Genomic DNA, 18,665 nt, shown 5'->3' on the forward strand with positions numbered 1-18,665 from the left:
AGGGGCAAAATCACTTCCGGCAGTGTAATAAAAAAAGCCCCGCGGGTGAATCCACGCGGAGCTTAAAAGTATAAAAATTGTGCCACTAGCTGTGTTAGATCATGTTACCGGTAAAATAACACTTTCGGGCTAGTGGATTATCCTACTCAAACTCGTTCCAGGAGCGGCCATCGCGGGTGATCATCGCCACCGACGCCACAGGCCCCCAGGTACCCGCCTGATACGGTTTTGGCGCATCCTGATCGGCAGCCCAGGCTTCGGTGATGGAATCGACCCATTTCCACGCCTCTTCCACTTCGTCGCGACGCACGAACAGCGCCTGGATACCGCGCATGGTTTCCAGCAGCAGACGCTCGTAAGCATCCGCAAGGTGCGTCTGGTTGAAGGTTTCGGAGTAGCTCAGATCCAGCTTGGTGGTCTGCAGGTTATGCTTATGATCCAGGCCCGGCACTTTGTTGAGGATCTGGATATCCACCCCTTCGTCCGGCTGCAGACGGATGGTCAGTTTGTTCTGCGGCAGCTCCTGCCAGGACTCTTTGAACAGGTTCAGTTCCGGGTTCTTAAAGTAGACAACCACTTCGGAGCACTTCGTCGGCAGACGCTTACCGGTACGCAGGTAGAACGGCACGCCCGCCCAGCGCCAGTCGTCGATATCCACGCGGATCGCCACAAACGTCTCGGTATTGCTGGACTTGTTCGCGCCCTCTTCTTCCAGGTAGCCTGGCACTTTTTTACCTTGCGCAAACCCGGCGGTGTACTGGCCGCGAACGGTTTTCTCGCGCACGTTGGAGCGGTCGATGCGGCGCAGCGACTTCAGCACTTTCACTTTGGCATCGCGGATGCTGTCAGCCGTCAGGTCAGACGGTGGAGACATGGCAATCATGCACAGAATTTGCAGCAGGTGGTTCTGGATCATGTCGCGCATCTGGCCGGCCTGGTCAAAGTAACCCCAGCGACCTTCAATCCCCACCTCTTCCGCCACGGTAATTTCAACGTGGTCAATGGTACGGTTGTCCCAGTTATTCACAAACAGGGAGTTAGCGAAACGCAGCGCCAGCAGGTTCAGTACCGTCTCTTTACCGAGATAGTGGTCGATACGGTAGACCTGGCACTCTTCAAAGAACTCGCCCACCTGGTCGTTAATTTCACGGGAGGTAGCCAGCGACGTCCCCAGCGGTTTTTCCATCACCACGCGCGCCGGCTTGGCGTTCAGTTTGGCTTCGCCCAGGCCTTTGCAGATGGCGCCAAAGGTGCTTGGCGGCATGGCGAAATAGTTAATGGTGACACGGTTTTTCTGATCCAGCATGGCACCCAGACGGGAAAACGCGCTGACGTCATTAACGTCCAGGTTGCAGAAATCGAGACGACCGCTGAGGGTATCCCACAAACTTTCATCAATTTTTTCCTTCATGAAAGTTTCGAGCGCCTCGCGGACAACTTTGGTATAAGCGTCCTTGTCCCAGTCGGCGCGCCCAACCCCCAGGATACGCGTATCCGGATGAATTTGGCCCGCTTTCTCCAGTTGATACAGGGAAGGCAGCAATTTTCGGCGTGCAAGATCGCCTTTCGCGCCGAAAATGACCAGGTCACATGCCTGGGCTGTTTGCGTTACCGCCATGTCATTCTCCTCAGTTGGATCACCTGGTGCTTCTGCCAGGTATCGTTGTAATTTTATTACAATGCACTGTACTGCTTTTACGTCATTCCCGAAACCATTAGCGCTTATCGTCTCGTGCGATACGGCGATTTTTCGCCATTCAGCCGATTATGGCGACGTAATGACGCAACAGCCGTCGATAATTTGCGCAACAGGGTCATAGCAAAACCCGACATCGATCAAGTAATGAAAAAAAACAACAACATTATCTCGTCGACTGTTACCCTTTAGGGAAGCCACAGGGGTAATATCGGCTAATCGAATCAAGATTTCATCAATGAGTGAAATCGTTTCCACCCCCATGAGCGCCTTGTTAACAATGAACATGCTTGAAAAAATCCAGTATCAACTGGAACACCTTAGCAAATCCGAGCGAAAAGTGGCTGAAGTCATTCTGGCCGCGCCCGCTCAGGCGATTCATTCAAGCATCGCCGCTCTGGCTCAGGAAGCGGGCGTCAGTGAACCGACGGTCAACCGCTTCTGCCGCAGCCTGGAAACGCGCGGCTTTCCTGATTTTAAACTGCATCTGGCACAAAGTCTGGCAAACGGCACCCCCTATGTTAATCGTAATGTGGATGAAGACGACAGCGTAGATGCCTATACGGCAAAAATATTTGAGTCGGCCATGGCCACGCTCGATCACGTTCGTCAAAGTCTGGATATGAGTTCAGTAAACCGCGCGGTGGATTTACTCACCCAGGCCAAACGCATTGCGTTCTTCGGTCTTGGCTCGTCAGCCGCCGTGGCGCACGACGCCATGAATAAATTCTTCCGCTTTAACGTGCCGGTTATTTATTCCGATGACATTGTGCTGCAACGCATGAGCTGTATGAATTGCAGTGAGGATGACGTCGTGGTACTGATTTCGCACACTGGCCGCACCAAAAGCCAGGTTGAGCTGGCGCAGCTGGCCCGTGAAAACGATGCCATGGTAATCGCCCTCACCACCGCCGGCACGCCGCTGGCGCGGGAGGCGACTCTCGCCATTACCCTGGACGTGCCTGAGGATACCGACATGTATATGCCAATGGTGTCCCGTCTGGCGCAACTCACGGTAATCGACGTGCTGGCGACCGGATTTACCTTACGCCGGGGCGCAAAATTCCGAGATAACTTGAAGCGAGTCAAGGAAGCGCTGAAGGAATCGCGTTTTGATAAAGAATTGCTTATAAAGAGCGATGTTCCCTGAAAGTAGATAACGAAGACGTAACCCATAATTAGATGTAACGATTTTCGGCATTCGGCCCCCTCTTTGCTGCCTTGCAGTAGATGAAGGCCGATTCAATGTTCACGCAACACCAAAGTTGTTTCAGTCAACGGAGTATTACATGTCCAGAAGGCTTCGCAGAACCAAGATCGTCACCACCTTAGGCCCGGCCACCGATCGCGATAATAACCTCGAAAAGATTATCGCCGCTGGCGCCAACGTGGTGCGTATGAACTTCTCTCACGGTACGCCAGAAGACCATAAATTGCGTGCCGATAAAGTGCGTGAGATCGCCGCTAAGCTGGGCCGCCACGTCGCTATCCTCGGCGACCTGCAGGGTCCAAAAATTCGTGTATCAACCTTTAAAGAAGGTAAAGTTTTCCTCAATATCGGCGACAAATTCCTGCTGGATGCCAACCTCGGCAAAGGCGAAGGCGATAAAGAGAAAGTCGGGATCGACTATAAAGGCCTGCCGGCTGATGTGGTCCCTGGCGATATCCTGCTGCTCGACGACGGTCGCGTCCAGCTGAAGGTGCTGGAAGTTCAGGGGATGAAGGTGTTCACTGAAGTCACCGTCGGCGGTCCGCTCTCCAACAATAAAGGCATCAACAAACTGGGCGGCGGCCTCTCTGCGGAAGCCCTGACCGACAAAGACAAAGCGGATATCGTAACGGCGGCCCAGATCGGTGTTGACTACCTGGCAGTCTCCTTCCCACGCTGTGGCGAAGATCTGAACTATGCGCGCCGTCTGGCCCGTGACGCAGGCTGTGATGCCAAAATCGTCGCTAAGGTTGAACGCGCGGAAGCCGTGTGCGATCAGGATGCGATGGACGATGTGATCCTCGCCTCTGACGTGGTGATGGTTGCCCGTGGCGATCTGGGCGTGGAAATCGGCGACCCTGAACTGGTCGGTATCCAGAAAGCGCTGATTCGTCGCGCACGTCAGCTGAACCGCGCGGTGATCACCGCCACCCAGATGATGGAATCCATGATCACTAACCCAATGCCAACCCGTGCGGAAGTCATGGACGTCGCTAACGCCGTGCTGGACGGTACCGATGCGGTGATGCTGTCAGCGGAAACCGCGGCAGGCCAGTATCCGGCAGAAACCGTGGCCGCAATGGCGCGCGTCTGCCTGGGCGCGGAGAAGATCCCAAGCATTAACGTCTCCAAGCACCGCCTGGATATCCAGTTCGACAATGTGGAAGAAGCGATTGCGATGTCCGCCATGTACGCGGCCAACCATCTGAAAGGCGTTACGGCGATCATCACCATGACCGAATCTGGCCGCACCGCGCTGATGACCTCTCGCATCAGCTCCGGCCTGCCGATTTTCGCCATGTCACGCCACGAGCGTACGCTGAACCTGACGGCGCTGTACCGCGGTGTTACCCCGGTACACTTCGACAGCACCAATGATGGCGTAGCCGCGGCGCACGATGCCGTAAACCTGCTGCGCGATAAAGGTTACCTGGTGTCTGGTGATATCGTCATCGTGACGCAGGGTGACGTGATGAGCACCATCGGCTCAACCAATACCACGCGCGTACTGACTGTAGAGTAAGATCCGATCCCCTCTCCCCTAAGGGGAGAGGGCAAGGTGAAGGTTTTCTATTTCCTCGGGTAAAGCTCTTTACGCTTATAGGGCTCCGTCTCTCCCGGCTTCCGCGTTTTCAGCAGCTTCAGTATCCACGTGTACTGTTCGGTATGCGGCCCCACCAGCAGCTCCACCTCTTCGTTCATGCGGCGCGCGATGGTGCGATCGTCCGCGGTCAGCAGGTCGTCCATCGGCGGACGGACTTCAATGCTCAGACGATGCGTTTTACCGTCGTAAACCGGAAAGAGCGGGATCACGCGGGCGCGGCAAACCTTCATCAGGCGCCCAATGGCGGGGAGCGTGGCTTTGTAGGTTGCAAAGAAGTCGACAAACTCGCTGTGCTCAGGTCCGTGGTCCTGGTCCGGCAGATAGTAGCCCCAGTACCCCTGACGTACCGACTGAATAAACGGCTTGATGCCGTCGTTACGCGCATGCAAGCGTCCGCCAAAACGACGACGTACCGTATTCCAGACGAAATCGTAGATTTTATTGCCCTGGTTATGGAACATCGCCGCCATTTTCTGCCCCTGGGAAGCCATCAGCATTGCCGGGATATCCACGCCCCAGCCGTGCGGCACGAGGAAAATGACCTTCTCATCATTGCGACGCATTTCGTCGATGATTTCCAGCCCTTTCCAGTCAACGCGGTCGATGATTTTTTCCGGTCCTTTCAGCGCCAGCTCCGCCATCATCGCCATGGCCTGCGGTGCGGTGGTATACATCGCGTCGATGATGGCCTCGCGCTCGGCATCGCTTTTTTCAGGAAAACAGTAATAGAGGTTGATCTGCGCACGACGACGCGCGCTTTTACCTAAGCGTCCGGCCAGACGGCCAATTTTTCCCAGTACGGGATCGCGCAGCGCGGCAGGCAGCATAGCGATGCCCGCAAAGGTGTAAACCCCCAGCCAGGCGCCCCAGTTGCGCGGGTGTCGAAAGGATTTTTCAAACTCAGGAATGTATTCAATATTATTTTTTTTTGTTTCCATGCTGGATCCAGGGTCTGGTGACGCAAAAAATTATTCAGATAGTGTAGCGAGGCAGTCGCCCACGCACAAAAGAAAAAGCCGGCGCATGCTGACACCGGCTTTTTTCACTAAACAGAGAGCTTAGTTTAAGCTCAGCTGCGGTATCACCTCTCTCGCCTGCGCCAGGTAATCGGAACGATCTTTACCTGTCAGGCCTTCGGTGCGCGGCAGTTTGGCCGTCAGCGGGTTCACTGCCTGCTGGTTGATCCACACTTCATAGTGCAGGTGCGGGCCAGTAGAGCGTCCGGTGTTGCCGGAGAGCGCGATACGGTCACCGCGTTTCACTTTCTGCCCCGGTTTGACCAACAGCTTACGCAGGTGCATATAGCGGGTGGTATAGGTACGACCGTGACGGATAGCCACGTAATAGCCCGCTGCACCGCTGCGTTTTGCCATCACCACTTCGCCATCGCCAACGGCCAGCACCGGCGTGCCCTGCGGCATCGCGAAGTCTACCCCGCGGTGAGGCGCAACGCGCCCGGTAACCGGGTTCAGACGACGCGGGTTAAAGTTAGAGGATACGCGGAACTGTTTCGCCGTCGGGAAACGCAGGAAGCCTTTCGCAAGGCCCGTACCGCTGCGGTCATAGAACTTGCCGTCTTCAGCGCGAATGGCGTAGTAATCTTTTCCCTCGGAGCGCAGACGCACCCCCAGCAGCTGGCTCTGCTCGCGCTTGCCGTCCAGCATTTCGCGGGACATCAGGACGGAAAACTCATCGCCTTTCTTCAGCTTACGGAAATCCATCTGCCACTGCATGGCTTTGATCACCGCGCTGATTTCACCGCTGGTCAGGCCCGCATCACGGGCGCTGGAAACAAAGCTTCCGCCCACGGTACCTTTCATCACGCTGTTAACCCAGTCGCCTTTCTGCATTTCACTGGTCATTTTGAAACCGTTTGCAGTGCGGTCATAGGTGCGGGTTTCGCGGCGGGACATTTCCCAGGTCAAACGCTGAAGATCGCCATCCGCCGTTAATGTCCAGGAGAGCTGTTGCCCGATTTTCAGGTTACGCAGGTCTTTATCCGCAGCGGCCAGCTGGCTGATATTGCCCATGTCGATACCGTACTGGTTGAGCACGCTGCTCAGCGTGTCACCGGTAGAGACAACGTATTCGTGGATCCCCGCTTCGTTCTCGGTTTTATCGTCCAGTTCATCCTGAGGGATAGCTTCATCTTCCTGAGCGGCCTGGTCGATAGGCTCGCTGGCTTCAGGCAGCAAAGAGCGGATCTCGCTCTTTTCAAGCTCGATGGTTTTAATGATAGGGGCAGAACTCGGGTGGTAAACATAGGGCCGCCAGACGGCGACCGCTAAGGTGAGAACTGTAAGCGACCCCAGCATAACGCGGTGGGGTCGAGGCAGATTGTTAAATGCCAGGGCGACAGAGCGGGCTATCTGTTGCACGTATTCACTTCCTCGTTAATCTCCTTTCAGGCAGCTCGCATACTGGTTCGCCAGTTGGCTGAGGAACTGCGAATAGCTCGCTTTGCTCAACTGGATATTCGTACCTAGCGGGTCAAGGGTTCCCATGCGCACGGATGTTCCCCTGGCCACGGCTTCTACGACCGCTGGCCTGAACTGTGGCTCAGCAAAAACGCATGTCGCTTTCTGCTCAACCAACTGTGTTCTGATTTCATGTAAACGCTGCGCACCAGGTTGAATTTCAGGGTTGACGGTAAAGTGCCCAAGCGGGGTCAGGCCATAGTGTTTTTCGTAGTAGCCGTAGGCGTCATGAAAAACGAAATACCCTTTTCCTTTCAACGGTGCGAGCTCATTACCTACCTGCTTATCGGTTGCGGCTAATTGTGCCTCAAAATCCTTCAGGTTGGCGTCTAGTTTGGCTCGACTTTGCGGCATAAGTTCCACTAATTTGTCATGGATTGCAACCGCTGAAAGCCGCGCTATCTCTGGGGATAGCCAGAGATGCATGTTGTACTCGCCGTGATGGTGATCTCCATCACCTTTTTCACCCTCTGCAGCGTGATGGTCATGTTCGTCACCGTCATCATCCGCCCCTTTCATGAGCAACGGTTTCACGCCGGAAAGCCCGGCAATCGCGACCTGTTTTTCATCAGCAATCTGTTTGGCGGATTTCTGCATGAATGCTTCCATCTCCGGACCAATCCAGACAACTAAGTCTGCGTTTTGTAAGCGTTTTACATCAGACGGACGCAGAGAATAGTCATGCTCTGAGGCCCCGTCAGGGAGCAGAACCTGGGTTTCCGTTACCCCATCGGCAATGGCCGACGCGATGAATCCAAGCGGTTTAAGCGAAGCAACAACGGCAGCGTTAACATCTTGTGCGGTTGTTCCCCAAAGGGCAGCGGATAATGCTGCGAAAAGAAGCGTATTTTTATGTAACATAATGCGACTAATCATCGTAGTGAATGCGTGGAATGTGATATTATAACATTCGTTGACTTCTTCAAGCTTAAATTGACATGACGACTCTGGTTTCTCTCGACAATATTTCGGTCTCCTTTGGCCAGCGCCGCGTCCTCTCTGACGTATCGCTGGATCTCAAGCCCGGAAAAATCCTGACGCTGCTCGGCCCCAATGGCGCAGGTAAATCCACTCTGGTGCGCGTGGTGCTGGGTCTGGTTACACCGGATGAAGGTGTAATCACGCGCGAGGAAAAATTGCGGATCGGCTATGTGCCGCAAAAATTACATCTGGACGCCACCCTGCCGCTGACGGTAAATCGTTTTCTGCGTCTGCGTCCCGGCACGCGAAAAGCCGATATTCTCCCGGCGCTGAAGCGCGTGCAGGCGGGCCACCTTATCGATGCGCCGTTGCAGAAGCTGTCCGGCGGTGAGACGCAGCGCGTTTTGCTGGCCCGTGCGCTGCTGAGCAGCCCGCAGCTGCTGGTGCTGGATGAGCCAACCCAGGGCGTGGACGTCAATGGTCAGGTCGCGCTTTATGATTTGATCGACCAGCTGCGCCGCGAACTGAACTGCGCCGTGCTGATGGTCTCCCATGACCTGCATCTGGTGATGGCGAAAACCGACGAAGTGCTGTGTCTCAACCATCACATTTGCTGTTCCGGCACGCCTGAAGTGGTCTCAATGCACCCGGAATTTATCTCCATGTTCGGCCCTCGCGGCGCTGAACAGCTTGGCATTTATCGCCATCATCATAATCACCGCCATGATTTGCAGGGACGAATCGTTCTGCGTCGGGGAAATGGACACTCATGATTGAACTGTTACTGCCCGGCTGGCTGGCCGGGGTTATGCTTGCCTGCGCCGCAGGCCCACTCGGCTCGTTTGTGGTGTGGCGCAGAATGTCTTACTTCGGTGATACCCTGGCGCATGCGTCGCTGCTGGGCGTTGCCTTTGGTTTGCTGCTGGATGTGAATCCCTTTTACGCGGTGATTGTGGTCACGCTGCTGCTGGCGGCCGGTCTGGTCTGGCTGGAGAAGCGCCCTCACCTCGCGATTGATACGCTGCTTGGCATCATGGCGCACAGCGCGCTGTCGCTGGGTCTGGTCGTTGTTAGCCTGATGTCAAATATCCGCGTTGACCTGATGGCCTACCTGTTTGGCGATCTGCTGGCCGTGACGCCTGACGATCTCATCGCGATCGCCATTGGCGTGGTGGTGGTACTGGGTATTCTGCTGTGGCAGTGGCGGAATTTACTGGCAATGACCGTCAGCCCGGATCTGGCGTTTGTCGACGGCGTGAAGCTGCAGCGCGTCAAGCTGCTGCTGATGCTGGTGACGGCGTTAACGATTGGTGTCGCAATGAAGTTTGTCGGGGCACTGATCATCACATCGCTGCTGATCATCCCTGCCGCCACGGCGCGCCGTTTTGCACGTACGCCAGAGCAAATGGCCGGTATCGCGGTGGTTATCGGGATGATCGCCGTCACGGGCGGGTTAACCTTTTCGGCGTTTTATGACACGCCGGCCGGACCGTCGGTGGTCTTGAGTGCGGCGGTGTTGTTTGTTTTCAGTATGATGAAAAAGACCGCGCAGTAGTGAGCATTTCCCCGGTGGCGTTTCGCTTACCGGGGCTACAATTTATCGCTACTTACGGCATCGCGGGCGGCGTAATACCGAAATGATTCCACGCCCGCACCGTCGCCATACGACCACGTGGGGTACGCTGTAAGAAGCCCTGCTGGATCAGATACGGCTCCAGCACATCTTCAATCGTCTCACGCTCTTCGCCAATTGCCGCCGCCAGGTTATCCAGCCCAACCGGGCCACCGAAGAACTTGTCCAGCACCGCCAGCAGCAGTTTGCGGTCCATGTAGTCAAAGCCTTCAGCATCGACGTTCAGCATATCCAGCGCCTGGGCGGCGATCTCGGCGGAAATCGAACCATCGTGCTTCACTTCAGCAAAGTCACGCACGCGGCGCAGCAGGCGGTTAGCAATACGCGGCGTACCGCGGGAACGTTTCGCCACTTCATATGCCCCCTCTTCGCTCATATCCAGCCCCATGTAGCGCGCGCTGCGCCCCACGATATGCTGAAGATCGGGCACCTGATAAAACTCCAGACGCTGAACGATGCCAAAGCGGTCGCGCAGCGGAGAGGTTAGCGACCCGGCGCGCGTCGTGGCGCCAATCAGGGTAAACGGCGGCAGATCGATTTTGATGGAGCGCGCGGCCGGGCCTTCGCCGATCATGATATCCAGCTGGTAATCTTCCATCGCAGGATAGAGCACTTCCTCCACCACCGGTGACAGGCGGTGGATCTCATCGATAAACAGCACGTCATGCGGTTCAAGGTTGGTCAGCATCGCCGCCAGATCGCCCGCTTTCTCCAGCACCGGGCCGGAGGTGGTACGCAGGTTGACGCCCATTTCATTGGCGACGATATTCGCCAGGGTAGTTTTACCTAACCCCGGCGGGCCAAAAATCAGCAGGTGATCGAGCGCATCGCCGCGCAGCTTTGCCGCCTGGATGAAAATCTCCATCTGGGAACGTACCTGCGGCTGGCCGATGTACTCATCAAGCAGCTTCGGGCGGATCGCACGATCCACCACGTCTTCTGCCTGAAGGGTGCCTGCCGATACCAGGCGGTCTGCTTCAATCATCCTTTACCTCACAATGCAGCGCGCAGCGCTTCACGAATCAGAGTTTCACTGCTGGCGTCCGGTTTGGCAATTTTGCTCACCATCCGGCTGGCCTCCTGAGGTTTATAGCCCAGCGCCACCAGCGCGGCAACCGCTTCCTGCTCGGCGTCATCATCAGAGGCAGGCGCACCCGGAGCAGTCAGAACCAAATCGGCAGCCGGAGTGAACAGATCGCCGTGCAGACCTTTAAAGCGGTCTTTCATCTCAACAATCAGACGCTCTGCGGTTTTCTTACCAATGCCCGGAAGCTTAACCAGCGCCGCGGGATCTTCGCGCTCAACGGCATTCACAAACTGCGGAGCGGACATGCCGGACAAAATCGCCAGCGCCAGCTTAGGCCCCACACCGTTGGTTTTAATCAGCTCGCGGAACAGGGTACGTTCCTGCTTGTTGTTAAAGCCGTACAGCAGCTGGGCATCTTCACGCACCACAAACTGGGTAAAGACAATCGCCTCTTTGCCCGCGTCCGGCAGCTCGTAGAAACAGGTCATCGGCATATGGACTTCATAGCCCACGCCACCCACTTCCAGCAGCACTAACGGGGGTTGTTTTTCAATGATGATGCCTCTGAGTCTGCCTATCACGTGACGCTCCTGCGTTCTGGGAGAAATTAACTGCCGACATAATAAAAAAAGGCTGGATGTTTATCCAGCCTGATTTCTGATTATCGTAACCTGCCTCGCGCCAGATTGAGCCGCGACTCGCTCATTTGCATCGCGTTCTGGCTGACGTGGCAGTGGGTAATCGCAATCGCCAGCGCATCGGCGGCGTCGGCCTGCGGGTTCGCGGGAAGCTTCAGCAGGGTGCGCACCATGTGCTGCACCTGGCTCTTCTCCGCGCTACCGATGCCCACCACCGTCTGCTTGACCTGCCTTGCCGCGTATTCGAATACCGGCAAATCCTGGTTCACCGCAGCCACGATGGCCACCCCACGCGCCTGACCGAGCTTCAGCGCCGAATCCGCGTTCTTCGCCATAAAGACCTGCTCAATGGCGAAATAGTCTGGCTGAAACTGGGTGATGATCTCCGATACGCCCGCATAAATAAGCTTGAGGCGCGACGGCAGATCGTCCACTTTGGTGCGAATGCATCCACTGCCGAGGTAGGTTAGCTGGCGTCCCACCTGACGGATAACGCCATACCCGGTGACGCGTGAGCCGGGGTCAATCCCGAGGATAATCGACATCACGCGTCTCCCGTAAACGGTTTACAGGCTCTCATCAGAGAGTCGCTGCAACCTCATCAGAGATTTCACCGTTGTGGTACACTTCCTGCACGTCGTCGCAGTCTTCGAGCATGTCGATCAGACGCAGCAGTTTCGGTGCGGTTTCTGCATCCATATCCGCTTTGGTGGACGGGATCATGGAGACTTCTGCGTTGTCCGCTTTCAGGCCCGCCGCTTCCAGCGCATCGCGCACGGCACCCATCTCTTCCCACGCGGTGTAGACGTCAATGGCACCATCATCGTAGGTCACCACGTCTTCCGCACCCGCTTCTAACGCCGCTTCCATGATCGCATCTTCGTCGCCTTTCTCGAAAGAGATGACGCCTTTTTTGCTGAACAGGTAAGCTACGGAGCCGTCAGTGCCCAGGTTACCACCGGTTTTGGTGAACGCGTGGCGCACTTCCGCAACGGTACGGTTACGGTTGTCAGACAGGCATTCAACCATCACCGCAGTACCGCCAGGGCCGTAACCTTCATAAATGATGGTTTCCATGTTCGCGTCTTCATCACCGCCCACGCCGCGTGCGATAGCACGGTTCAGGGTGTCACGCGTCATGTTGTTAGACAGCGCTTTATCTACCGCCGCGCGCAGACGTGGGTTAGAAGCCGGGTCGCCGCCGCCCAGACGCGCTGCTGTCACCAGCTCGCGAATGATTTTGGTAAAGATCTTACCGCGCTTGGCATCCTGTGCCGCTTTACGGTGTTTGGTGTTGGCCCACTTACTATGACCTGCCATAAAAAGTTCTCCAAAAATCGCGCCTTCTCAGGCCGCGTTAATTACAAATTCTTCAATCGCCTGCCGGTTGCTCCACGACTTGGTCAGTGCGGCGGCATCCGCCGCGTTCACCCAGCGGTAGTTCAGGTGTTCGGTAAACACGATCTCCCGCTCATGGGGGAGCGCGAGACAGAACCACGACTCCGTGTTGCGCTCAATGCCCGGCGCATAGCGATGACGTAAATGGCTAAAAATTTCAAACTCCACCGTGCGCTGACAGTCCTTCAGGGTCAGTTGCTCATGAGCAACGTCAATGGTGACCTCTTCCTTTACTTCACGCGCGGCGGCCTGCGCCGCGGTCTCCCCCTCTTCCAGGCTGCCGGTAACCGACTGCCAGAAATCAGGATCGTCGCGCCGCTGCAACATCAGCACCCGCTTCGTGTCTTCTGCATAAATGACCACCAGGACAGAAACGGGAAGCTTATATGCCATATCAGTTTTTCTCTTCCTTCTTCACCACTTCAATGCCCAGCTCGGCCAGCGCTGCCGGGTTGGCAAAGCTTGGCGCTTCGGTCATCAGACACGCTGCGGCAGTGGTTTTCGGGAAGGCGATAACGTCACGAATGTTATCGGTGCCGGTCAGCAGCATGGTCAGACGGTCGAGACCGAAGGCCAGACCCGCGTGCGGCGGTGTGCCGTACTTCAGGGCGTCCAGCAGGAAGCCAAACTTCTCGCGCTGCTCCTGCTCGTTAATACCCAGAATGCCGAACACGGTCTGCTGCATTTCACCGCTGTGAATACGCACGGAGCCGCCGCCCACTTCATAGCCGTTGATAACCATGTCATAAGCGTTTGCCACTGCCTCTTCCGGCGCCGCTTTCAGCTCTGCCGCCGTCATCTCTTTTGGCGAGGTGAACGGGTGGTGCATCGCGGTCAGGCCGCCTTCACCGTCGTCTTCAAACATCGGGAAGTCGATAACCCACAGTGGCGCCCATTTGCTTTCATCGGTCAGGTTCAGGTCTTTGCCGAGCTTCAGACGCAGCGCGCCCATCGCATCCGCAACGACTTTCTTGTTGTCTGCGCCGAAGAAGATCATGTCGCCGTCCTGCGCACCGGTGCGCTCAAGGATCGCTTCCACGATGTCCGCGTTCAGGAATTTCGCCACCGGGCTGGTGATCCCTTCCAGACCTTTCGCACGCTCGGTCACTTTAATATAGGCCAGACCTTTCGCGCCGTAGATCTTAATAAAGTTGCCGTAGTCATCAATCTGCTTACGGCTCAGCGCCGCGCCGCCCGGTACGCGCAGGGCAGCCACGCGGCCTTTCGGATCGTTAGCCGGTCCCGCGAATACCGCGAACTCAACGGATTTCACCAGGTCTGCTACGTCCACCAGCTCCATCGGGTTACGCAGGTCTGGTTTGTCGGAGCCGTAGCGACGTTCCGCTTCGGCGAAGGTCATGATCGGGAAATCGCCCAGCTCAACGCCCTTCACGTCGTTCCACAGGCTACGCACCAGCGCTTCCATCACTTCACGCACCTGTTCGGCGGTCATGAAGGAAGTTTCAACATCGATCTGGGTAAATTCTGGCTGACGGTCAGCGCGCAGGTCTTCGTCGCGGAAGCACTTAACGATTTGATAATAGCGGTCGAAGCCGGACATCATCAGCAGCTGTTTGAACAGCTGCGGTGACTGCGGCAGCGCGTAGAACTTGCCTTTATGAACGCGGGATGGCACCAGGTAATCGCGCGCGCCTTCCGGCGTGGCTTTGGTCAGCATCGGGGTTTCAATATCGAGGAAACCGTGGTCATCCATAAAGCGACGCACCAGGCTGGTGATTTTCGCACGGGTTTTCAGGCGCTGAGCCATTTCCGGACGACGCAGATCCAGGTAGCGGTATTTCAGACGCGCTTCTTCAGTGTTGACGTGGTTGGAGTCCAGCGGCAGCGCTTCGGCACGGTTGATGATAACCAGATCGGACGCCAGCACTTCGATAGCGCCCGTCGCCATGTCTGCGTTAACGTTTTTCTCGTCACGCGCACGCACGGTGCCGGTGACCTGAATGCAGAACTCATTACGCAGCTCAGAGGCCAGCTTCAGCGCATCTGCGCGATCCGGGTCGAAGAACACCTGAACGATACCTTCACGGTCGCGCATATCGATGAAGATAAGGCTACCAAGATCACGACGACGGTTGACCCAACCACACAGGGTGACCTGCTGTCCGACGTGGGACTGACGCAGCTGCCCGCAATATTCTGTACGCATGAGATATCCCTTAATTAGCCGCAGGCTAAATGTCGCCTGGTATGCAGGCTACTATGTCGCAGCTTTCTGTATGTCACAACTGGATGAAAAAAGGCGGCTATTATACTGGAAATTCCGCCGGACGATAAGAGCGAACCACCGCCAGACGGTCGTTTGCTGCACTCTTATTGCGCATTCTCACAAAAATTAACAAAATTATCCGACCGATAACAGGTCATCACGTCGTAAGGTGTTACGGAAGTGATTAATTTACCTGGAGTGACGATGTTAACACTTGATGCCCGCAAAACCGCGCTTGTTGTGATTGATTTACAGGAAGGGATCCTGCCCTTCGCCGGTGGCCCACACGCAGCGGATGAAGTCGTCAGTCGCGCCGCTCGCCTGGCCGAGAAGTGCCGCGCCATCGGTGCCCCTGTGGTCATGGTGCGCGTCGGCTGGTCCGCTGATTTCGCCGAAGCGTTAAAACAGCCCGTTGATGCCCAGGCACCCGCACATGCCCTGCCGGAAAACTGGTGGACGTACCCGGTGTCGCTGGGCAAACGCGACAGCGATATCGAAGTGACTAAACGCCAGTGGGGCGCGTTCTACGGGACCGACCTTGAGCTGCAGCTTCGCCGCCGGGGTATCGACACCATTATTCTGTGCGGCATATCCACCAACATCGGCGTGGAATCGACAGCCCGTAACGCCTGGGAGCTGGGCTTTAATCTGGTGATTGCTGAAGATGCCTGCAGCGCGGCTTCCGCGGAGCAGCATCAGGGCAGCATGACCCATATCTTCCCGCGCATCGGACGCGTGCGCAGCACGGATGAGATTTTAAGCGCGCTATGATGTACGTGGGCCTGCCCCAGTGGTCGCACCCGAAATGGGTGCGCCTGGGCATTACCAGCCTTGAAGAGTATGCCCGACACTTTAACTGCGTCGAGGGTAACACCACGCTGTATGCGCTGCCCAAAGCCGAGATAGTCGAACGCTGGCGGGAGCAAACAACGGACGATTTCCGTTTCTGCTTTAAGTTTCCGGCGACCATTTCCCACCAGGCCGCGCTGCGCAACTGCGGGGACTTAACGGAAGAATTTTTCACGCGCATGTCGCCGCTGGCGAACCGAATTGGACAATACTGGCTCCAGCTTCCCGCCACGTTTGGCCCGCGCGATCTGCCCGCCCTGTGGCAGTTTCTGGATGCCCTGCCCCGCGAATTCACCTACGGCGTGGAAGTCCGACACCAGGACTTCTTTGCGAAAGGCGAAGCCGAAAAAGCGCTCAACCGGGGCCTGCTGGATCGTTCCGTTAACCGGGTGATCCTCGACAGTCGTCCGGTGCACAGCGCGGTACCGCATAACGAGGCCATCGTTGATGCTCAGCGTAAAAAACCGAAAGTGCCGGTCCACGCCATCGTGACCGCACAGAACCCGATGGTCAGGTTCATCGGCAGCGACAATATGCAGCAAAATCAGGCGATGTTCGCCGTCTGGCTGCAAAAACTCGCGAGCTGGGAGCACACCACCACGCCGTACCTCTTTTTGCACACGCCGGATATTGCTCAGGCGCCCGAACTGGTCGATGCTCTGTGGCAGGCCTTGCAGGCCGCGGTGTCGTCCGTGGGCAGCGTCCCTTCCATCCCACAACAATCTTCTCTTTTCTGATATCACCCCCTATCATAGTGAAGTGCCATCTGCCAAAAAACAGGGAGTTAGTATGGTCAGCGCGCTGTATGCGGTGTTAGGTGCATTACTGCTGATTAAATTTTCATTTGATGTTGTGCGCCTCAGGATGCAGTACCGCGTCTCTTACGGCGACGGCGGTTTCTCCGAACTGCAAAGCGCTATTCGCATTCACGGTAATGCGGTGGAATACATTCCCGTTGCTCTCATCCTGCTGCTGTTTATGGAGATGAATGGCGCGGAAACCTGGATGGTGCATATTTGTGGCCTGATGCTTATTGCTGGCCGGTTAATGCATTATTACGGCTTTCACCACCGTTTATTCCGCTGGCGTCGTTCCGGCATGAGCGCGACCTGGTGTTCGCTTTTGCTGATGGTGCTGGCTAACCTGTGGTATATGCCGTGGGAGTTGGTTTTCTCCCTCCATTAGCGCACAATACGCCACTTTATTTTTCCCGGATTTTTACGTTATGTCAGATCGCGACACGCTTTTTTCCGCGCCTATCGCCAGCCTGGGCGACTGGACCTTCGATGAACGGGTAGCCGAAGTCTTCCCGGATATGATCCAGCGCTCTGTTCCCGGTTATTCCAATATTATCTCTATGATCGGTATGCTGGCTGAGCGCTTCGTTCAACCCGGTACGCAGGTCTATGACCTGGGCTGCTCGCTCGGCGCGGCAACGCTGTCGGTACGTCGTAACATTCATCACGATGGCTGCCGAATCATTGCCGTCGATAACTCCCCGGCCATGGTGGAACGCTGCCGTCGCCATATTGACGCGTACAAAGCCCCCGTTCCGGTGGACGTGGTGGAAGGCGATATCCGCGAGATCGAGATTAACAACGCCTCGATGGTAGTGCTGAATTTTACCCTGCAGTTCCTGGTGCCTGAAGACCGCCAGCTGCTGCTGGACAAAATTTACCAGGGGCTGAATCCCGGCGGCGCGCTGGTGCTTTCTGAAAAATTCAGCTTTGAGGATGCCAAAGTAGGCGAGCTGCTGTTCAACATGCACCACGATTTCAAACGGGCGAACGGCTACAGCGAGCTGGAGATCAGCCAGAAGCGCAGCATGCTGGAAAACGTGATGCTGACGGACTCCGTGGAAACCCATAAAGCGCGCCTGCACAAAGCCGGTTTTGAGCACAGCGAACTGTGGTTCCAGTGCTTTAACTTTGGCTCTCTGGTGGCGCTAAAAGCCGGGGATGCCGCATGATTGAATTCAGCAACTTTTATCAGCTGATTGCTAAAAACCATCTTTCCCACTGGCTGGAGACCCTGCCGGCGCAGATTGCCGCCTGGCAGCGCGATCAGCAGCACGGCCTGTTAAAGCAGTGGTCAAATGCCGTGGAGTATCTGCCGGAGCTGACGCCGCATCGTCTGGATTTACTGCACAGCGTGACGGCGGAAAGCGCAGAGCCGCTCCCTGCCGGGCAGATCAACCGCATCGAAACGCTGATGCGTAATTTAATGCCGTGGCGCAAAGGGCCGTTCTCGCTGTACGGCGTGAACATCAATACCGAGTGGCGCTCAGACTGGAAGTGGGATCGCGTACTGCCGCACCTTTCCGACCTGACCGGGCGCACCATTCTGGACGTAGGCTGCGGCAGCGGTTACCACATGTGGCGCATGATTGGCGCGGGAGCCCATCTGGCGGTCGGCATCGACCCGATGCAGCTCTTCCTGTGCCAGTTTGAGGCAGTGCGAAAACTGCTCGGCAACGACCAGCGCGCGCACCTGCTGCCGCTGGGCATAGAGCAGCTCCCTGCCCTGAAAGCGTTCGATACCGTCTTCTCAATGGGCGTGCTGTATCATCGTCGTTCCCCGCTTGAACACCTGTGGCAGCTCAAAGATCAGCTGGTCAGCGGCGGCGAGCTGGTGCTGGAAACGCTGGTGATTGAAGGCGATGAGCATGCGGTTCTGGTGCCGGGCGATCGCTACGCGCAGATGCGCAACGTTTACTTCATCCCGTCCGCGCTGGCGCTGAAAAACTGGCTGGAGAAATGCGGATTTGTGGATGTTCGCATTGCCGATGTTTGCGTAACGTCTATCGAAGAGCAGCGCCGCACCGACTGGATGATCACCGAATCGCTGGAGCAGTTCCTCGACCCGGCCGACCACAGCAAAACCGTTGAAGGCTATCCTGCACCGATGCGTGCGGTGTTGATTGCGACCAAGCCGTAGTTTTTCCCTCTGCCCCGTGGGGTGAGGGGATAAAAAAAGGCCCCTGTTG

At 56.4% G+C, this 18,665-nt stretch carries 19 protein-coding genes; 9 read left to right on the forward strand and 10 right to left on the reverse strand.

Annotated features, from left to right (window positions below; all coding sequences use genetic code 11):
- Nucleotides 1-142: 142 nt before the first annotated feature.
- Nucleotides 143-1,618 carry a glucose-6-phosphate dehydrogenase gene (gene zwf, locus DG357_RS14005; RefSeq protein WP_028013613.1) on the reverse strand — a complete coding sequence of 492 codons (1,476 nt, stop codon included), beginning with the start codon at nt 1,616-1,618 and terminating at the stop codon, nt 143-145.
- 358 nt (nt 1,619-1,976) lie between these two features.
- Between zwf and DG357_RS14015 the strand changes: the two genes are divergently transcribed.
- Nucleotides 1,977-2,846, forward strand: a complete 870-nt coding sequence (locus tag DG357_RS14015) for a MurR/RpiR family transcriptional regulator (protein ID WP_028013615.1) — start codon at nt 1,977-1,979, stop codon at nt 2,844-2,846.
- Between the two features lie 139 nt (nt 2,847-2,985).
- A complete protein-coding gene (pyk, locus tag DG357_RS14020; protein ID WP_028013616.1) occupies nt 2,986-4,428 on the forward strand; it encodes a pyruvate kinase in 1,443 nt (480 codons plus the stop codon).
- A gap of 47 nt (nt 4,429-4,475) precedes the next feature.
- Here pyk and lpxM read toward each other — a convergent pair whose 3' ends face one another.
- The 3 genes from lpxM to znuA form a co-directional block, all read right to left on the reverse strand.
- Nucleotides 4,476-5,447, reverse strand: a complete 972-nt coding sequence (gene lpxM / locus DG357_RS14025; RefSeq protein ID WP_028013618.1) for a lauroyl-Kdo(2)-lipid IV(A) myristoyltransferase — start codon at nt 5,445-5,447, stop codon at nt 4,476-4,478.
- A 120-nt stretch (nt 5,448-5,567) separates the two neighbouring features.
- Nucleotides 5,568-6,887 (reverse strand): murein DD-endopeptidase MepM, encoded by a 1,320-nt coding sequence (gene mepM, locus DG357_RS14030; RefSeq protein WP_088205060.1) that lies wholly within the window; start codon nt 6,885-6,887, stop codon nt 5,568-5,570.
- A gap of 15 nt (nt 6,888-6,902) precedes the next feature.
- Complete coding sequence (gene znuA, locus DG357_RS14035; protein WP_028013620.1) at nt 6,903-7,847, reverse strand: zinc ABC transporter substrate-binding protein ZnuA; 945 nt, start codon at nt 7,845-7,847, stop codon at nt 6,903-6,905.
- Nucleotides 7,848-7,924: 77 nt separating this feature from the next.
- Here znuA and znuC point away from each other — a divergent pair, with 77 nt between their 5' ends.
- Nucleotides 7,925-8,680 carry a zinc ABC transporter ATP-binding protein ZnuC gene (znuC, locus tag DG357_RS14040; RefSeq protein WP_028013621.1) on the forward strand — a complete coding sequence of 252 codons (756 nt, stop codon included), beginning with the start codon at nt 7,925-7,927 and terminating at the stop codon, nt 8,678-8,680.
- The gene (gene znuB, locus DG357_RS14045; RefSeq protein WP_041909449.1) at nt 8,677-9,462 is read left to right on the forward strand and encodes a zinc ABC transporter permease subunit ZnuB; all 786 of its coding nucleotides are present in this window, start codon (nt 8,677-8,679) and stop codon (nt 9,460-9,462) included. Before znuC ends, znuB begins: the two co-directional genes overlap by 4 nt.
- A gap of 52 nt (nt 9,463-9,514) precedes the next feature.
- Here znuB and ruvB read toward each other — a convergent pair whose 3' ends face one another.
- The 6 genes from ruvB to aspS form a co-directional block, all read right to left on the reverse strand.
- Nucleotides 9,515-10,525, reverse strand: a complete 1,011-nt coding sequence (gene ruvB / locus DG357_RS14050) for a Holliday junction branch migration DNA helicase RuvB (RefSeq protein ID WP_028013623.1) — start codon at nt 10,523-10,525, stop codon at nt 9,515-9,517.
- Between the two features lie 8 nt (nt 10,526-10,533).
- Entirely contained in the window at nt 10,534-11,148 is a 615-nt protein-coding gene (gene ruvA / locus DG357_RS14055; protein ID WP_028013624.1) for a Holliday junction branch migration protein RuvA, read from the reverse strand.
- 80 nt (nt 11,149-11,228) lie between these two features.
- The gene (gene ruvC, locus DG357_RS14060; protein ID WP_003859749.1) at nt 11,229-11,750 is read right to left on the reverse strand and encodes a crossover junction endodeoxyribonuclease RuvC; all 522 of its coding nucleotides are present in this window, start codon (nt 11,748-11,750) and stop codon (nt 11,229-11,231) included.
- Between the two features lie 34 nt (nt 11,751-11,784).
- Entirely contained in the window at nt 11,785-12,525 is a 741-nt protein-coding gene (locus DG357_RS14065) for a YebC/PmpR family DNA-binding transcriptional regulator (protein WP_003859747.1), read from the reverse strand.
- A 27-nt stretch (nt 12,526-12,552) separates the two neighbouring features.
- Nucleotides 12,553-12,996, reverse strand: coding sequence for a dihydroneopterin triphosphate diphosphatase (nudB, locus tag DG357_RS14070; protein WP_045260316.1), 444 nt, complete (start codon nt 12,994-12,996; stop codon nt 12,553-12,555).
- Nucleotide 12,997: 1 nt separating this feature from the next.
- A complete protein-coding gene (gene aspS / locus DG357_RS14075) occupies nt 12,998-14,770 on the reverse strand; it encodes an aspartate--tRNA ligase (RefSeq protein WP_028013627.1) in 1,773 nt (590 codons plus the stop codon).
- 264 nt (nt 14,771-15,034) lie between these two features.
- Here aspS and DG357_RS14085 point away from each other — a divergent pair, with 264 nt between their 5' ends.
- From DG357_RS14085 to cmoB, 5 genes are read left to right on the forward strand one after another with little or no spacing between them, the layout of a single operon-like run.
- The gene (locus DG357_RS14085; protein WP_088205062.1) at nt 15,035-15,601 is read left to right on the forward strand and encodes a hydrolase; all 567 of its coding nucleotides are present in this window, start codon (nt 15,035-15,037) and stop codon (nt 15,599-15,601) included.
- Nucleotides 15,598-16,416 carry a DUF72 domain-containing protein gene (locus DG357_RS14090; protein ID WP_088205063.1) on the forward strand — a complete coding sequence of 273 codons (819 nt, stop codon included), beginning with the start codon at nt 15,598-15,600 and terminating at the stop codon, nt 16,414-16,416. The genes DG357_RS14085 and DG357_RS14090 overlap by 4 nt, the downstream gene beginning before the upstream one ends.
- 52 nt (nt 16,417-16,468) lie before the next feature.
- Entirely contained in the window at nt 16,469-16,864 is a 396-nt protein-coding gene (locus DG357_RS14095; protein ID WP_028013630.1) for an MAPEG family protein, read from the forward strand.
- A 40-nt stretch (nt 16,865-16,904) separates the two neighbouring features.
- Nucleotides 16,905-17,648: a carboxy-S-adenosyl-L-methionine synthase CmoA gene (cmoA, locus tag DG357_RS14100; protein ID WP_045260318.1), complete on the forward strand. Its 744-nt coding sequence runs from the start codon at nt 16,905-16,907 to the stop codon at nt 17,646-17,648.
- Nucleotides 17,645-18,616, forward strand: coding sequence for a tRNA 5-methoxyuridine(34)/uridine 5-oxyacetic acid(34) synthase CmoB (gene cmoB / locus DG357_RS14105; RefSeq protein WP_028013632.1), 972 nt, complete (start codon nt 17,645-17,647; stop codon nt 18,614-18,616). The genes cmoA and cmoB overlap by 4 nt, the downstream gene beginning before the upstream one ends.
- Nucleotides 18,617-18,665: the final 49 nt, after the last annotated feature.

This window comes from Enterobacter bugandensis (assembly GCF_900324475.1).
Lineage (GTDB): Bacteria > Pseudomonadota > Gammaproteobacteria > Enterobacterales > Enterobacteriaceae > Enterobacter > Enterobacter bugandensis.

Excerpts from the sequence above, each read along its gene's own strand:
- cmoB (WP_028013632.1), top strand. The coding sequence starts at position 17,645 with ATGATTGAATTCAGCAACTTTTATCAGCTGATTGCTAAAAACCATCTT.
- znuB (WP_041909449.1), top strand. The coding sequence starts at position 8,677 with ATGATTGAACTGTTACTGCCCGGCTGGCTGGCCGGGGTTATGCTTGCC.
- ruvB (WP_028013623.1), bottom strand. The coding sequence starts at position 10,525 with ATGATTGAAGCAGACCGCCTGGTATCGGCAGGCACCCTTCAGGCAGAA.
- DG357_RS14090 (WP_088205063.1), top strand. The coding sequence starts at position 15,598 with ATGATGTACGTGGGCCTGCCCCAGTGGTCGCACCCGAAATGGGTGCGC.
- znuC (WP_028013621.1), top strand. The coding sequence starts at position 7,925 with ATGACGACTCTGGTTTCTCTCGACAATATTTCGGTCTCCTTTGGCCAG.
- zwf (WP_028013613.1), bottom strand. The coding sequence starts at position 1,618 with ATGGCGGTAACGCAAACAGCCCAGGCATGTGACCTGGTCATTTTCGGC.
- aspS (WP_028013627.1), bottom strand. The coding sequence starts at position 14,770 with ATGCGTACAGAATATTGCGGGCAGCTGCGTCAGTCCCACGTCGGACAG.
- DG357_RS14095 (WP_028013630.1), top strand. The coding sequence starts at position 16,469 with ATGGTCAGCGCGCTGTATGCGGTGTTAGGTGCATTACTGCTGATTAAA.
- DG357_RS14085 (WP_088205062.1), top strand. The coding sequence starts at position 15,035 with ATGTTAACACTTGATGCCCGCAAAACCGCGCTTGTTGTGATTGATTTA.
- cmoA (WP_045260318.1), top strand. The coding sequence starts at position 16,905 with ATGTCAGATCGCGACACGCTTTTTTCCGCGCCTATCGCCAGCCTGGGC.
- znuA (WP_028013620.1), bottom strand. The coding sequence starts at position 7,847 with ATGTTACATAAAAATACGCTTCTTTTCGCAGCATTATCCGCTGCCCTT.
- DG357_RS14015 (WP_028013615.1), top strand. The coding sequence starts at position 1,977 with ATGAACATGCTTGAAAAAATCCAGTATCAACTGGAACACCTTAGCAAA.
- DG357_RS14065 (WP_003859747.1), bottom strand. The coding sequence starts at position 12,525 with ATGGCAGGTCATAGTAAGTGGGCCAACACCAAACACCGTAAAGCGGCA.
- pyk (WP_028013616.1), top strand. The coding sequence starts at position 2,986 with ATGTCCAGAAGGCTTCGCAGAACCAAGATCGTCACCACCTTAGGCCCG.
- nudB (WP_045260316.1), bottom strand. The coding sequence starts at position 12,996 with ATGGCATATAAGCTTCCCGTTTCTGTCCTGGTGGTCATTTATGCAGAA.
- ruvC (WP_003859749.1), bottom strand. The coding sequence starts at position 11,750 with ATGTCGATTATCCTCGGGATTGACCCCGGCTCACGCGTCACCGGGTAT.
- lpxM (WP_028013618.1), bottom strand. The coding sequence starts at position 5,447 with ATGGAAACAAAAAAAAATAATATTGAATACATTCCTGAGTTTGAAAAA.